This is a genomic window from Alcaligenes sp. YSL9 (genome assembly GCF_030515105.1).
In the GTDB taxonomy this organism is placed as follows: domain Bacteria; phylum Pseudomonadota; class Gammaproteobacteria; order Burkholderiales; family Burkholderiaceae_B; genus Alcaligenes; species Alcaligenes phenolicus.
In genome coordinates this window covers 519836-534756 of record NZ_JALXJU010000002.1, presented here as the reverse complement: position 1 = coordinate 534756, position 14921 = coordinate 519836, and the positions used below count along the sequence as shown (strand labels likewise).

At 57.0% G+C, this 14921-nt stretch carries 16 protein-coding genes; 8 read left to right on the top strand and 8 right to left on the bottom strand.

Going from position 1 to position 14921, the window contains the following annotated elements; translation table 11 throughout:
- Nucleotides 1-7 precede the first annotated feature (7 nt).
- From ybeY to miaB, 3 genes are read right to left on the bottom strand one after another with little or no spacing between them, the layout of a single operon-like run.
- Nucleotides 8-484 (bottom strand): rRNA maturation RNase YbeY, encoded by a 477-nt coding sequence (gene ybeY, locus M2Q46_RS10555; protein ID WP_022983424.1) that lies wholly within the window; start codon nucleotides 482-484, stop codon nucleotides 8-10.
- Nucleotides 477-1472, bottom strand: coding sequence for a PhoH family protein (locus tag M2Q46_RS10550; protein ID WP_009463850.1), 996 nt, complete (start codon nucleotides 1470-1472; stop codon nucleotides 477-479). The genes ybeY and M2Q46_RS10550 overlap by 8 nt, the downstream gene beginning before the upstream one ends.
- Before the next feature lie 3 nt (nucleotides 1473-1475).
- The gene (gene miaB / locus M2Q46_RS10545) at nucleotides 1476-2876 is read right to left on the bottom strand and encodes a tRNA (N6-isopentenyl adenosine(37)-C2)-methylthiotransferase MiaB (protein ID WP_009463849.1); all 1401 of its coding nucleotides are present in this window, start codon (nucleotides 2874-2876) and stop codon (nucleotides 1476-1478) included.
- 262 nt (nucleotides 2877-3138) lie between these two features.
- On the opposite strand from miaB, the gene M2Q46_RS10540 reads away from it, so the two are divergent.
- Nucleotides 3139-3360, top strand: coding sequence for a ParD-like family protein (locus tag M2Q46_RS10540; RefSeq protein ID WP_239055145.1), 222 nt, complete (start codon nucleotides 3139-3141; stop codon nucleotides 3358-3360).
- Nucleotides 3357-4124, top strand: a complete 768-nt coding sequence (gene map, locus M2Q46_RS10535) for a type I methionyl aminopeptidase (protein ID WP_226348957.1) — start codon at nucleotides 3357-3359, stop codon at nucleotides 4122-4124. Before M2Q46_RS10540 ends, map begins: the two co-directional genes overlap by 4 nt.
- 594 nt (nucleotides 4125-4718) lie before the next feature.
- On the opposite strand, the gene secF is transcribed toward map, so the two are convergent.
- The 5 genes from secF to queA form a co-directional block, all read right to left on the bottom strand.
- Nucleotides 4719-5657, bottom strand: a complete 939-nt coding sequence (gene secF, locus M2Q46_RS10530) for a protein translocase subunit SecF (protein ID WP_009463846.1) — start codon at nucleotides 5655-5657, stop codon at nucleotides 4719-4721.
- Between the two features lie 52 nt (nucleotides 5658-5709).
- A complete protein-coding gene (gene secD / locus M2Q46_RS10525; protein WP_022983425.1) occupies nucleotides 5710-7581 on the bottom strand; it encodes a protein translocase subunit SecD in 1872 nt (623 codons plus the stop codon).
- A 60-nt stretch (nucleotides 7582-7641) separates the two neighbouring features.
- Complete coding sequence (gene yajC, locus M2Q46_RS10520) at nucleotides 7642-7986, bottom strand: preprotein translocase subunit YajC (RefSeq protein ID WP_003803689.1); 345 nt, start codon at nucleotides 7984-7986, stop codon at nucleotides 7642-7644.
- Nucleotides 7987-8075: 89 nt separating this feature from the next.
- A complete protein-coding gene (tgt, locus tag M2Q46_RS10515; protein ID WP_115634229.1) occupies nucleotides 8076-9212 on the bottom strand; it encodes a tRNA guanosine(34) transglycosylase Tgt in 1137 nt (378 codons plus the stop codon).
- A complete protein-coding gene (gene queA / locus M2Q46_RS10510) occupies nucleotides 9209-10273 on the bottom strand; it encodes a tRNA preQ1(34) S-adenosylmethionine ribosyltransferase-isomerase QueA (protein WP_302357204.1) in 1065 nt (354 codons plus the stop codon). The genes tgt and queA overlap by 4 nt, the downstream gene beginning before the upstream one ends.
- Nucleotides 10274-10431: 158 nt before the next feature.
- On the opposite strand from queA, the gene dacB reads away from it, so the two are divergent.
- The 6 genes from dacB to M2Q46_RS10480 all read left to right on the top strand — a co-directional run bounded on the left by dacB (nucleotide 10432) and on the right by M2Q46_RS10480 (nucleotide 14822).
- Nucleotides 10432-11880: a D-alanyl-D-alanine carboxypeptidase/D-alanyl-D-alanine-endopeptidase gene (gene dacB, locus M2Q46_RS10505; RefSeq protein WP_302357203.1), complete on the top strand. Its 1449-nt coding sequence runs from the start codon at nucleotides 10432-10434 to the stop codon at nucleotides 11878-11880.
- Between the two features lie 70 nt (nucleotides 11881-11950).
- Nucleotides 11951-12601 carry a uracil phosphoribosyltransferase gene (gene upp, locus M2Q46_RS10500; protein WP_009455167.1) on the top strand — a complete coding sequence of 217 codons (651 nt, stop codon included), beginning with the start codon at nucleotides 11951-11953 and terminating at the stop codon, nucleotides 12599-12601.
- Nucleotides 12602-12702: 101 nt separating this feature from the next.
- Nucleotides 12703-13425, top strand: coding sequence for a hypothetical protein (locus M2Q46_RS10495; protein WP_009455166.1), 723 nt, complete (start codon nucleotides 12703-12705; stop codon nucleotides 13423-13425).
- 145 nt (nucleotides 13426-13570) lie between these two features.
- Nucleotides 13571-13888: a YqjD family protein gene (locus M2Q46_RS10490; protein ID WP_009455165.1), complete on the top strand. Its 318-nt coding sequence runs from the start codon at nucleotides 13571-13573 to the stop codon at nucleotides 13886-13888.
- Between the two features lie 158 nt (nucleotides 13889-14046).
- Nucleotides 14047-14436, top strand: a complete 390-nt coding sequence (locus M2Q46_RS10485) for a phage holin family protein (RefSeq protein WP_009455164.1) — start codon at nucleotides 14047-14049, stop codon at nucleotides 14434-14436.
- The gene (locus M2Q46_RS10480) at nucleotides 14433-14822 is read left to right on the top strand and encodes a hypothetical protein (RefSeq protein ID WP_035271170.1); all 390 of its coding nucleotides are present in this window, start codon (nucleotides 14433-14435) and stop codon (nucleotides 14820-14822) included. Before M2Q46_RS10485 ends, M2Q46_RS10480 begins: the two co-directional genes overlap by 4 nt.
- Nucleotides 14823-14921: the final 99 nt, after the last annotated feature.

Genomic DNA, 14921 nt, shown 5'->3' with positions numbered 1-14921 from the left:
GGGCGAGCTAGCGCTCCTGGTAGGGATCAGGGATGCGCAAACTGGCCAGAACAGCGGTTTCCAGCGCTTCCATGTCCTGGGCTTCGTCCTCTTCAATGTGGTCGTAACCCAGGGAATGCAGACAGCCGTGCACCACCAGATGAGCGGCATGGTGCAGAAATGGCTTTTGCTGTTCCTGGGCTTCACGCTCCAGCACGGGCAGGCACAAGACGATATCGCCGTGGACCACGCCGTCCTCGTCCTGACCATATTCAAAGGTCAGCACATTGGTGGCGTAGTCGCGTTCCCGGTAGCTCAGGTTCAGGCTCTGGCCTTCTTCGGCGTCCACAATACGCAAGGTGGCGGAAAGGGCGGTGAAGCGATCTTCGGGGTGGATGCGTTCGACTGCCATATCAATCGTGCGCTGCATCCAGCGGCGGATACGGGAGCGGCTCAGCTCGGGGCAATCAACAGCGTACTGGACGCTCAGGGACAGATCAGGCATCACCGGCTCGTTCGTAGGCGTCCACAATTCGCGCAACTAGCGGGTGGCGCACGACATCACGGCTGCTAAAGCGCGAGCAGGAAATACCCTGCACGTTTTCCAGCACCTTGACGGCATGATTCAAGCCGCTGCGCTGGCCTTTAGGCAAGTCCACCTGAGTGGGGTCGCCGGTAATTACCGCCTTGCTGCCAAAACCGATGCGCGTCAGGAACATTTTCATTTGTTCCGGTGTGGTGTTCTGGGCTTCGTCCAGGATCACGAAAGCATGGTTCAGCGTGCGGCCGCGCATATAGGCCAGCGGTGCGATTTCGATGATTTGTTTTTCGAACAGGCGCTGTACCTTCTCCACACCCATCAAGTCATACAAAGCATCGTATAAAGGACGCAGATAGGGATCTACCTTCTGGGCCAGATCACCGGGCAAAAAGCCCAGGCGCTCACCCGCCTCGACAGCAGGACGTGTCAGCACCAAGCGATGGACGGATTCGCGCTCCAGCGCATCGATGGCGCAAGCCACTGCCAACCAGGTCTTGCCAGTCCCGGCCGGGCCTACGCCGAAGTTGATGTCATTGTTCAGGATATTGCGCAGGTACTCGCGTTGACCGGGTGTGCGAGGACGCAGGTCGCGTTTGGCGGTACGCAGGGAAATTTCTTCCTGGCCGACGGGGGGCAGCTCGGGCAGGGGCTCGGGCTTTTCCTCTTTTTCGTGGCGGCGGCTGGCGCCTAGCTCAACCAGGCCCAACTGAATATCGTCGATATTCAGCGCACGGTGTACGGCACGCGAATGGAACCAGTCAATGGCCTTGGCAGCCTCCTCCGCGCGCTCGCCTTCAATCGAAACATGACTGCCACGCCGACGCAGGGTGACGTCATAGGCAATGGCAATCTGCTTGATGTTCTCGTCCAAGGGGCCACACATATTGGCCAGATGGGTATTGTCCCCGTCCAGGCGCAAGGAAGTGGGCATGCGGCGGCGTTGGCTAGTCATAGATCAGGCTCCTGCAACCCGGTCATGGGTCACGATTTCTCCGCGCAAGGTATTGGTCAGTACTTGGGTCACGTGCACATCCACAATTTGTCCGATCAGGCGAGGGTCGCCGGGGAAGTTGATGATGCGGTTGTTTTCGGTACGGCCTTTCAGTTCCGAGTCGTCTTTGCGCGAGGTGCCTTCGACCAGAATGCGTTGTACGCTGCCGACCATGGCCTGGCTGATGGCCTGGGCCTGCTCGTTGATTTGCGCTTGCAGGCGGTGCAGGCGGTCCAGCTTTTCTTCTTTGCTGGTGTTGTCTTCCAGGTCGGCGGCGGGTGTGCCGGGGCGACGCGAATACACAAAAGAGAAAGACTGGTCGAAATTCACATCGCGAATCAGCTTCAGTGTCTTCTGGAAATCCTCTTCCGTCTCACCGGGAAAGCCCACAATAAAGTCCGAGGACAAGACGATGTCGGGACGCGCTTCACGCAGGCGGCGCACGATGGATTTGAACTCCAGCGCAGTGTAGCCGCGTTTCATTGCAGCCAGAATACGGTCGCTGCCGGCCTGTACGGGCAAGTGCAGAAAGGGGACCAGCTTGGGCAGATTGCCGTGGGCGGCGATCAGGCGCGAGGTCATTTCCTTGGGGTGCGAGGTGGTGTAGCGAATGCGCTCGATACCAGGGATCTCGTGCACGTACTCCAGCAGCATGGCAAAGTCGGCAATCTCGCCAGCGACGTCGGTCGGGCCACGGTAGGCGTTCACGTTCTGGCCCAGCAGCGTCACTTCCCGCACACCCTGGTCGGCCAGGTCAGCCACTTCCATCAGTACGTCGTCAAAGGGACGGGAGACTTCGGGGCCACGGGTGTAGGGCACTACACAGAAACTGCAGTACTTGCTGCAGCCTTCCATGATGGACACAAAGGCCGAATAACCCTCCACGCGTGCGGGAGGCAGGGCGTCGAATTTTTCGATTTCAGGAAAACTGATATCTACCTGCGAGCGGCCGCTGTTGCGGCGCTTGACGATCAGCTCGGGCAGGCGGTGCAAGGTTTGTGGTCCGAACACGACATCCACGTAGGGAGCACGACGAATAATCGTGTCGCCTTCCTGACTGGCCACACAGCCACCTACGCCAATGACCAGATCGGGATTGAGCGCTTTCAAATGCTGAACCCGGCCCAGATCCGAGAACACCTTTTCTTGCGCTTTTTCGCGCACCGAACAGGTATTGAACAGGATGATGTCTGCTTCTTCGGGGTTGGTTGTCAACTCCACGGGGCGATCCTGATTCAGGATATCGGCCATTTTTTCGGAGTCGTACTCGTTCATCTGGCAGCCAAAGGTGCGAATGAAGAGCTTGCGGGCAGGCTTGGTAGCAGCATCCGCGCTGGCGGGGGTAGAGATTGTGGTGTCGGTCATAGAAGGAGCCGTGACGGGTGTATATCCCGCGGGCCATTGAAAATGATGAATCGGGCATTATAACGCCCAGCCTCCCGTGAGCCACAAGCAAGCTGGGATCATGTGGGAGGACTTGTTGCAGACAGGCCGCCCTTTGGAGTGGGAAGGCTGGAAATAGTCTTGTCGGGGCATGAAGCTGGATCAGGATTTTCAGTCAGCTTCTACTTGCGTCCTGTTTTTGTGAATTATATGATTCGTATATGGATCATATAAGGATTGAAAAATGGGTATCGTGAATATTGATGACGAGCTGCACGACCAGCTACGCAAGGCGAGTACGGTTTCATGTCGCTCCATCAATGCGCAGGCGGCTTTCTGGATACGTATGGGGCTGTTGTGCGAACTGAACCCGACCTTGAGCTTTAACGAGATTGTCGCCCGTGAAATGAAGGCGGCTGGTTTGGGTGAGCCTGCCGTGCCTCTGGATCAGGTGGAGTCAGCATGATCAAGACGGCAGATGAAATTGCCTTGATGGCCGAATCGGGCCGTTTGCTGGCTCAAGTGTTCACGCGCCTGGATCAGTTAGATCTGATTGGCATGAACACCATGCAGATCAATGATCTGGTCGAGAGCTACATCGTCCATGATCTGCAAGCCCGGCCCGCCAGCAAAGGGCAGTACGGTTACGCCTATGTTCTGAATTCATCGCCCAATCAAGTCGTGTGCCACGGTATGCCGTCCACGACGGATGTACTGAAGGAGGGGGATATCGTGAATTTCGACATCACCCTGGAGAAGAACGGTTTTATCGCGGATTCCAGCAAAACCTACACGGTGGGGCAGGTGACTCCTGCTGCGCAAAAACTGGTCGATGCCTGCTATATGGCGATGTGGAAAGGTATACAAGCCGTGCGCCCCGGCGCGACTTTGGGTGATGTGGGGTTTGCCATTTCCCAGTACGCACGCAAGAACGGCTATTCCGTTGTACGTGATTACTGTGGGCACGGCATCGGGCGGGAAATGCACGAAGCGCCTGAAGTTTTGCACTGGGGCATGCCGCGCACAGGTTTGCGACTGAAAGAGGGGATGACTTTCACGATTGAACCCATGCTGAATCAAGGTGGCCATGCGGTGCAAACCGGGAAAGATGGCTGGACCGTGCGCACTTGCGATGGCTTGCTGTCAGCACAGTTTGAGCACACGGTAGCGGTGACAGACAGTGGTGTGCGCGTATTGACGCTGCGGCCTGATGAAACCATCCCGAATTAATTAAGTAGTTGGTCGTCCCTCCCTTGCATTACTTACGGCTTGTAGTGTGTCATCCAGTCATTGCAGCTTGTGCACTGAAAACGACAGCAGCAAATTATTTCAGCCCGATGGAAATGAGATTTTCTGTAAACCTCGTTGATGCCGCCACAGCTGCGAGATCCCGTCATATCGTGATGGCAGTATTGCCCGTTGTATAACCGTCGTGCCGAAGTATCCCTTCAGATCAATATAGGGTGGCAGGCGTTTGTTTTATTGAGGGCCGGAGCAGGTCGGCTTGGCGGGTCATTCGCCCGTGCTGCGCACGGGTCCCCTTGTCAGAGTCCAGATGCGGGCGGGTCGTGAACTCGGAGCGCGGTTTGTCCCCCGGACAAACCGCAAGCGTGCTCCTCAAACAGCACGACCCTTGCACCCCGCATCCGGCCTCTGCCCGCGGCGAATAACCTGACTCGCCCGCCGACCTGCTCCGGCCCTCAATAAAACAAAAAGAGGCTTACTGCCGCCACCCTATTACTCGCAATCCAGCAGCCTTAGAAACAAAAAAGCCCGACATTGTTTTAATGTCGGGCTTTCGTTAACAGCGAGCCAAGAAGCAACTTAACCTTCTACAACCTCGCCGCCTTCGTCTTTCTTGATCGGCTTGACCAGATCCTCACGCTTCACGCCCAGCCACATGGAAATGGCGGCGGCCACGAACACGGAGGAGTAAATACCGAACCAGATACCGATGGTCAGCGCCAGCGAGAAATTGTGCAGCGTTGGGCCACCGAAGAAGAAAATCGACAGCACCATCATCTGGGTAGAACCGTGGGTGATGATGGTACGCGAGATGTTCTGGGTGATGGACAGATCAATAATGTCCGATACCGACATCTTGCGCTGCTTGCGGAAGTTCTCACGGATACGGTCCATCACCACAACAGATTCGTTCACGGAGTAACCCAGCACCGCCAGAACACCGGCCAGCACCGACAGCGAGAACTCCCATTGGAAGAACGCGAAAAAGCCCAGAATGATGACCACGTCGTGCAAGTTGGCAATCGCACAAGCCAGCGCCAGCTTCCACTCAAAGCGGAAACCCAGGTACAGCAAGATACCGGCGACCACAAAGGCCAGGGCCATCAAACCGTTATGCAGCAGTTCCTGCCCCACCTGTGGGCCGACGAACTCCACACGGCGCAGCTCCACGTCCGAGTGCTGCTGCTTCAAGGCCTGGAGTACTTGCTCGCTTTGCTGGGTAGAGTCTTGTCCGTCCAGAACGGGCAAGCGGATCATGATGTCCTGCGACGTGCCGAAGTTCTGTACCTGGAAGTCGGTATAACCCAGCGACTGAATCGAGCCGCGCACATCTTCTACCTGCACGGTTTGCTGATAGTGCACTTCCATGACCGTACCACCGGTAAATTCGATGGACAGGTGAAAGCCGCGCACAATAATGAAGACGACCGCTGCAATAAATGTCAGAAAACTGATCAGGTTCAGCACCAACGCATGGCGCATGAACGGGATAGTGCGGTGAATACGAAAAAATTCCATGATGCTTTATGCCTGTAGTTGGGCCTGGCCGGTTTGCACCGGCCCCGGCACTTTACTTCTTGTCCTGTGGTTTCCAGACCTGACCAATGGAAATACCCTGCAGGCGACGACGGTTGCCATACCAGAGGTTGACCAGGGCACGAACCCCAACCACCGAAGAGAACATGGAGGTCAGAATACCGATCACGTGGACGACCGCAAAACCACGGATAGGACCGGAACCGAAGGCCAGCAAAGCGACACCCACAATCAGACTGGTCAGGTTGGAGTCGAAAATAGTGGCCCAGGCACGATCAAAACCCAGGTGAATGGCTTGTTGCGGCGAGGCACCATTGCGTAGCTCCTCGCGGATACGCTCGTTGATCAGCACGTTGGCGTCAATGGCCATACCCAGTGTCAGGGCGATGGCAGCAATACCCGGCAAGGTCAGGGTGGCTTGCAGCATGGACAAGACAGCCAGCAGCAAGAGCACGTTGAAGGTCAGGCCAATGGTGGAGAACAGACCAATCAGGTGGTAGTACAGCATGATGAAGATGGCGATCGCAATAAAGCCGTACAGCGTGGCGTTAAAGCCTTGGCGAATATTGTCGGCACCCAGGCTAGGGCCAATGGTGCGCTCTTCAATGATGCTCATGGGGGCGGCCAGCGAACCGGCACGCAGCAGCAGGGAAATATCGGCGGCTTCCTGAGCATTCATGCTGCCGCTGATCTGTACCTGGCCGTTAGGAATTTCGCTACGGATAACCGGAGCCGTCACCACTTCACCCACGCCATTTTCAAACAGCACAATGGCCATGCGCTTGTTGATGTTGTTGCGGGTAATGTCGCGGAAAATGCGCGAGCCCTTATTGTCCAGCGTCAGGTTGACGGTGGGTTGCTGGGTTTGCGAATCACGACCGGGCTGGGCGTCCTGCAGGTTTTCACCTGTCAGGATAACCTGGCGGCGCAGCAGCAGGGGGGCACCACCACGCTCGGTGTAGCGCTCCAGACCAAAGGGCACGGTGCCCGAGTTCAAGGCCGCAACGGCGGCAGGCGAGTCTTCCACCATGCGCAGTTCCAGTGTGGCCGTACGACCCAGAATTTCCTTGGCTTTGGCTACATCCTGCACGCCAGGCAGTTGAACCACGATGCGATCGGACCCTTGCTGTTGAATCACAGGCTCGGCTACGCCCAGCTCATTGATTCGGTTATGCAAGGTGGTGATGTTTTGCTTGAGGGCGTTCGATTGCACCTGAATGGTGGCGGCTTCGGTCAAACGGGCTGTCAGACCGCTGTCACCGGCAGGGGTGAAAGCCAGATCAGGCATGGCGCGACGCATTTCTGATTGAGCGCGGTCGCGATCGTCTGCCGAGGCAAAGCTCATGCGCAGCGAGTGACCATCACGCTCGATGCCGCCAACAGGCACTTTGGCTTCGCGCAGCACGCTGCGGGCATCTGCCACCATGGAGTCGTAGCGGGCTTGAAGCGCGCCTTGCATATCCACTTGCAGCAGGAAGTGCACGCCACCGCGCAAGTCCAGGCCCAGGTGCATGGGGTGGGCGCCCAGTGCGGTCAGCCAGGCAGGCGACGCAGACACCAGGTTCAGGGCGACGGTGTAGTCGGGGGCGGTAGCTGTGGAGTCCTTGTTCAGTTCGCGCTCGATCAGGTCTTTGGCCTTGAGCTGAACATCGGTGGACTCAAAACGGAAACGCGCAGTGGCGCTAGGTCCGTTTTGTTCAAAATACGAGCCCGTCGTAGGAATATTGTTTTTCTTGAGCAGCTCTTCAACGTGACTGATCAGGTTGGTTTCAAGCCGGACCGTGGATTTGGCGCTGGAAACCTGGACAGCAGGAGACTCACCAAACAGATTGGGCAAGGTATAGATCAGGCCGATCGCCAGCGCGACCAAGACGATGACATATTTCCAGAGAGGATAACGATTCATGGGATATCTACGACGGGTGCAGAAATGGCAACCCCGGACCGAGGTCCGGGGTCGGAGGCATTACAGCGACTTGATCGTGCCTTTGGGCAGAACAGTCGTAACGGCCACGCGTTGGACCAGAACTTCAACAGGCTTGTCGGTCAGGTTGGCCACTTCAACGGTCAGGTAGTTGTCGTGAACTTTGCTGACTTTGCCCAGCAGACCGCCGGAGGTGATTACTTCGTCGCCTTTGGCCAGGTTGGAGACCAGGTTGCGGTGCTCTTTCTGACGCTTCATTTGAGGACGAATCATCAAGAAGTACAGCACAACGAACATCAAGATGATGGGCAGCATGCCCATCAAGGCATTTTCGCCGCCGGCAGCTGCCTGGGCGGGGATGAGAGTCAGAATGTCAACAGCGGACATGTGGGGCTCCTGAGGATTTTTTTGTGTGGGTTGTCAAAAACTAACGGTGTATTGTAGCGGCACTTTATTGCGGTATCACAAACAGCGTGTCATTCAATACCGCGCGCCCGATCCTGGTGGAACTGCTCCCGCCAGGCCGCGAAACGCTTTTGCTCGATAGCATCGCGCATCTCTTGCATGATCTGCAAATAGAAATGCAGATTGTGCAAGGTATTCAAACGCGAGCCGGTAATTTCATTGGAACGCTGCAAATGATGCAAGTAGCCACGCGAGAAATGCTTGCAGGTATGGCAGGTGCAGCTGGGATCCAGCGGGCGGGTATCGTCGCGGTATCGGGCATTGCGTATCTTGATGTCGCCGTAACGGGTAAACAGCCAGCCATTTCGCGCATTGCGGGTGGGCATGACGCAGTCAAACATGTCCACGCCCTGGCTGACCCCTTCGACCAGATCTTCCGGTGTACCCACACCCATTAGATAGCGGGGGGCATGCGTGGGCAGTTTTGGAGTGGTGTGCGCCAGAATGCGCATCATGTCTTCTTTGGGCTCGCCTACGGACAGGCCGCCAATGGCATAGCCTTCAAAGCCGATTTCGGTCAGACCAGCCAGGGATTCGTCGCGCAGGTCCTCGTACATGCCGCCTTGCACAATGCCAAACAGGGCATTGGGGTTATTCAGACGCTTGAATTCCTCGCGTGAACGGCGAGCCCAGCGCAAGGACATGCGCATGGATTTAGCCGCTTCGATATGCGTGGCGGGACGGTCGTCAATCAAGTAGGGCGTGCATTCATCGAACACCATGGAAATATCGGAGTTCAGGGAGTACTGGATTTGCATCGACACTTCAGGCGTCAGAAACAGGCGCTCGCCAGTGATGGGGGAGGCAAACTTCACCCCTTCCTCGGTAATCTTGCGCATGCCTTTCAGGCTGAATACCTGAAAACCGCCCGAGTCCGTCAGGATGGGCTTGTCCCATTGCATGAAATTATGCAGGCCCTGGTACTTGTCCATGACATCCGTGCCCGGACGCAGCCACAGGTGAAAGGTGTTGCCCAATATGATCTGCGAGCCAATCTCGTTCAGCTCGTGCGGCATCATGGCCTTGACGCTGCCATAGGTGCCTACCGGCATGAAAATGGGGGTTTGCACCACACCGTGGTTCAGGGTGATCTGGCCACGGCGAGCGGCGCCATCGGTGCTTAAGAGGTCAAACTTCAGTCCACTCATGGGGTAGGAGGCTCAATGAACATAGCATCGCCGTAACTAAAGAAGCGATACCGGGATTGGACGGCGTGCTGGTAGGCACGTTGTATGGGTTCGATCCCCGCCAGGGCCGATACCAGCATCAGCAAGGTGGACTGGGGCAAATGAAAATTGGTGATCAGTGCATCCACCCACTGGTACTGGAAGCCGGGGGTAATGAACAGGCGCGTGTCGCCTTCAATGCTGCCATCGGCGCAGCGCTGGTTCATGCCGGGCTCTTTGCTGGCGGCAGACTCCAGCGAACGCACACTGGTGGTGCCCACGGCAATGACGCGGCCACCGGCAGCGCGGGTGGCTTCGATCTTGGCCAGGGTGGCGGCGGGCACATGGTAACGCTCGGCGTGCATGACGTGTTCGCTGATATTGTCCACACGCACAGGCTGAAAAGTGCCTGCACCCACGTGCAAGGTCACAAAGGCCTGGTCCACGCCTTGCTCGCGCAAGGTGTTCAGCATGTCGTCGGTAAAGTGCAGGCCAGCCGTCGGGGCGGCCACGGCACCGGGGTGACGGGCGTAAACAGTCTGGTAGCGCGAGTCGTCTTCCTCGTCCGCTGCGTGGGTAATGTAGGGTGGCAAAGGCGTGGCGCCGTATTGCTCCAGCATGTCCAGCACAGGCTCGTGAAAGCGCAGCGCAAACAGGGCGTCTTCCCGCCCGGTGCAATCGGCCAGTACCTTGCCGTCGGCCAGTTTCAGCAAAGTGCCAGGTTTGGGGGACTTGCTGGCGCGGATATGGGCCAGAGCCGTATCGGGGCCGGTTACGCGCTCGATCAGCACTTCCACCTTGCCGCCGCTGCTTTTCTGGCCATGCAGGCGGGCCTTGATGACGCGCGTATCGTTAAAGACCAGCAGGTCACCCTTGCGCAGCAGGCTGGGCAGGTCGGTGAACTGGCGGTCATGCAATTGGCTGGCACCGTCCAGATGCAGCAGACGGCTGCCCTGGCGCTGGGCCGGCGGGCTTTGAGCGATCAGATCAGGGGGAAGCTCGTAGTCGAACTGGGCGATAGTTAAAGAGGGGTCGATGCTCATGGTTTGTCGTAAAGGGCCACTGGCCAGAAGGCCGGGCCTGATGGGGTAACCGACTATTTTAACGCTTTGCCGCCAGATTGCTGAAACGGCCATATCCGTGGTGTTTTTCTTTCGGTATGCTTGGGTCTTTCCTGAATTGATCTGTTGGAGACGAGGGCATGGGCGTTTTAAAGGCAAAGCCTGTTTTGAGTCGTTGCAAGCACGTGGCTCTGGCCACCTTGCTCATGGTGCAAGGCGCATCACTAGCCCTGGCCCAGGCCTTGCCGCCCGAGCTGGCTTCGGTATGGAACGCCAGCCGCTTGCCGCAATCGTCTCTGTCCATCGTGGTAGACGAGGCGGACGGTCCGCGCCTGATCGGCGTCAATCCCCAGGAGCCCCGTAACCCCGCCTCGGTAATGAAACTGGTCAGTACCTGGGCCGGTTTGTCCGCTCTGGGGCCAGAATATACCTGGCGTACGACGTTAATGGCCCAGGATGGCCTGCAGGTGGACGAACAAGGCACTTTGAAAGGGCCTTTGTACATCAAGGCGGGGGGCGATCCGTTTTTGACCGTGCCGCAGTTATGGGACATGTTGCGCGAGCTCCGCTTGCGTGGGGTGAAGAATCTGACCGAAGTTATTGTGGATCGTTCCATCTTCGGCAACGTCACCATCAATCCGGGTGACTTCGATAATGCGGGTGACCGTCCCTATAACGCCAGCCCGGATGCCATGATGGTAGGGCTGGGGGCCTCTCGGCTGGTGTTTCAACCCGACACCCAGGCGCGCAAATGGATTGCGATTATCGACCCGCCTTTGCCCGGCGTGCGCGTACAGGGTGAAGTCGAGTGGTCGACGGCAACTTGTCCCGGTTCGCCAGTCGTTGGTACCCAGATTCAGCCCGAAGCCGGTGGCATGGTGGTCCGAGTCAGTGGCAAAGCCGCCGCTTCCTGCGGCGAGTTCAGCGTGTACCGTTTGGTGCATTCCCAAACCGAATTTTTCGACAAGCTGTTCCGCAGCCTGTGGCGCGATCTGGGCGGCACCTTGGCACGCGACATCAAGGCAGGCCGTGTGCCTGCCCGTGCCCAGGCGATTACCTGGCATGATTCCCAGTCCCTGTCTGACCTGATTCGTCTTGTTAATAAGCAAAGCAATAATGTGATGGCCCGCACCATCCTGCTGACCGTGGGCGCGGAAATGAATGGTCCCGGTGCTACCGTGGCCACTGGCGAGCGCGCGGTCATGAACGTGCTGGGCCGTCAGGGGGTAAATACAGCGGGCTGGACGGTGGATAACGGCTCGGGCCTGTCCCGTAATGCCCGCGTCACGGCGGGCGGCATGGCTGACATGCTGAAAGTTGCCTGGCGCTCGAACTGGATGCCCGAGTACATTTCCTCTTTTGCGATCTCCGGTGTGGACGGTACGGTGCGTTCGCGCTTGCGCGATGACGAGGTTCAGGGCCGTGCCCACCTGAAAACCGGCACGTTGCGCGATAGCCGTGCACTGGCCGGTTACGTGCTGGGAGCCAGCGGAAAGCGGTATATTGTCGTCATGATGGTCAATGACGAACGTTCTGCCTCTGCCCGACCCTTTTTTGACGCGGTGGTGAAGTGGCTGGCAGTACGTTAACGATCACGATAGTGAGGGCTGCTGTGCAGCGGCCCTGTTTTTGGTTAGTCCCTAATTTGATGAAGCAATCATGCCCATACACGAAATACGCCACCCTTTGATCCGCCATAAGCTGGGCTTGATGCGCAAGGCAGATCTGAGCACGAAAAATTTCCGCGAAATGTCTCAGGAAATTGCCTCTTTGCTGACCTACGAGGCGTGCAAGGATCTGCCCCTGGAACCCACCACCATTGAGGGTTGGTGTGGCAATGTGGAAGTGGAAAAGCTGGCTGGCAAGAAAGTGACAGTTGTGCCCATCTTGCGCGCTGGTATTGGCATGCTGGACGGGGTGTTGAGCTTGATTCCTGGCGCCAAAGTCAGCGTGATCGGTATTGCTCGCAACGAAGAAACCTTTGAGGCCCAGACCTATCTGGAGCGTCTGGTCGGTGAGCTGGATCAGCGTTTGGCCCTGATTATCGACCCCATGCTGGCAACAGGTGGTTCCATGGTCGCCACGATTGATCTGCTGAAAAAAGCAGGCTGCAAGAATATTCGCGCTTTGGTGTTGGTGGCGGCTCCGGAAGGCATTGCCACACTTGAAAAACATCACCCTGATGTCCATATCTATACCGCGTCCATTGATCAGCATCTGGACGAGCATGGTTATATCGTGCCGGGGCTGGGTGATGCGGGCGACCGTATTTTTGGTACTCGCCAGAAGGTTCAGGACGGCGAACTCTAAGTCCAGAACTTGTCGTGCTTTTTTACAATCCCTTGCTAGTACGCCAGAGGGGATAGGCATAATAAAGAGTCGAATCTAAGTTTCACTGAATCAGGATGTACATGAAACTGAATGCTTGGATGGCTGCACCGCTGTTGGTCATGTTGGGCCTGAGCTCGGCTCAGGCTGGTTTGTGTGACGTGCCTTTCATGCGTGACGGTGGGCAGATACAACTGACTGGCTCGGGCTTTCTGGCCTTGGGCGCTGATCTGGCTTTTTCTGACGTGAAAAAGCAGGGCGGTGATCAGTGCCAGGCGCGTGTACAGGGCAAGGCCAGTGTAGCCCTGGCCGGTTTGCCGGCCAGCAAGCCCAATATTGACTACGTGATGACGGTGCGCGATGGCCGCACCCGTTTCCAGCGCGATGATGGCCGTGGTGGGCTGGAAGCCGTTCAAGGTTCGTTTGACCTGCGCCTGCTGGGCCTGTTTTCCTACGAACACGGTGGGCTGCAGGAAGGGCAGACCTTCCCGCGCCAGGATTTCCAGATCAATCTGGACAAGCGCTCCCAGTCCAACGCCAATGTCTTGCGCATTCATACCGGTGCCAAGACGGTTGGAGCTCAACAATCGGTACAGACCGCATTGGGCAATTACCAATGTTGGCCTATTCGTTATCAACGCGAGATCGAGCCTACCCAGGCCAGTTTCAGTGGCATCAGCCTTCCCATACCGGGCATCAATTCCCAGGTTACGGATTGGTATTGCCCGGATGTGCAGATGGTGATGAAGCAAGAAAGTATTCAGAACGGTGTCCCGTCCACGGTGGATGTGACGCAACTGAAGTAAACCTGCGACTGACTGGTCTCAGGTACACCGAGTATCTTTATCCTGAAAACAGCGGGTTAAAGAATTTTGTGCGGCGCTGCTATGGCGCCATTCACTTGGCGATACGTATTTGTCGCGTGTCCCTTTCAACTGCAAGGAGTTATTTATGGCTACCAAGAAAAGTGTGGAAAACAGCGGAGACAAATTCATCGAAGAAGTGAAAGCGAGCTTGGATGAAGCTGAAAAACTGATGCGTGAGGCCGCTGAAGCCACGGGCGACAAGGCCGGTGAGCTGCGTGAGAAAGCGCTGCGCTCTCTGCGTGTGACCCGGGATTCCCTGCATGATGCTCAGGAAGCCGTGGTCGAGCACAGTGTGCGTGCCGCCAAGGCAACCGACAACTATGTCCACGACAAGCCCTGGCAAGCCATCGGCGTGGCCGGTATTGTGGGTCTGATGTTCGGTATGCTGATCAGCCGACGTTAATCTGTCTTTGCTCTGCGCTGCGAGCCCTTTGCTGGGCTGCAGCAGCATAAAAAGCAGCCCTGCCGATCTGGACTTTGCGGTCCAGATCGGCAGCCTCTTAGAAATCAGGCTCTTGTCATTGCATGCAATGGCAGGATGTCGCAGAGCAGGGATAAATCATGGCGCTTAGGCAAACTATCAGTCAGCTTGGTTCTACCTTGATAGGGGCTGTCAGTACCAGGCTGGAGCTGTTCGCTCTGGAAGCCGGTCAGCAAAAGGCAAGCCTGATCACCATTTTCAGCATGGTGTTTGGCGCACTGCTGTTCTCCACTCTGGCGGTGCTGGTTTTCAGCTTGTTGCTGGCGTTGTACTTCTGGCCTACGGATTATCGTTACTGGGCTTTGGGAGTGCTGGTCGTTCTGTATGCCGGTTTGGGGGTGGGGCTTTTCCTGGCCGTACGCCGCCGTCTGACCACAGGCCCGATTCCTTTTTCAGCCACCTTGTCCGAGTTGCGTCGCGATGTCGCATTTATTGAGCGCTTGAGGGATTCCGAGGGAGACGGCAAATGAGCACGAAGCAAGAGAGCATGTCCGCCCAGGAGCGGGCTGTGCGTATTGAACTGTTGCGAGTCCGCGCCTCGTTGGAGCGGCAGACCATGTCGTCCCAGATCCACTCCCTGGGCGAAGATTTAAGCCCCGGCAATTTGTGGAACAGCGTCAAGCCTTCGGGTTTGAGCATGGGCGGTGTGGTCACTAGCGCGCTGTCCTTGTCGCGCCGTTATCCGTTCCTGTTGTCCGGTGCTTCTGCCGTGCTGAGCAGTTTCGGCGGGCGCTGGATGCGTATCGGGGCTTTGGCTCTGGGAGCCTGGAAGCTGTTTGATTCTTCCAAGTCGGCACGCGAGAAAGCACGCAATGTACTGGTTCCGGTACGACGCAAAACCGATGTGGACGAGTAAGTCTGCTTGTCTGTTTGAAAACCGGCCCAGGCCGGTTTTTTTTTGCCTGCCGCAAGCTCGGCGTTCTGCCTGACTGGTTTTTGAAGGCGGCAAGGCTTA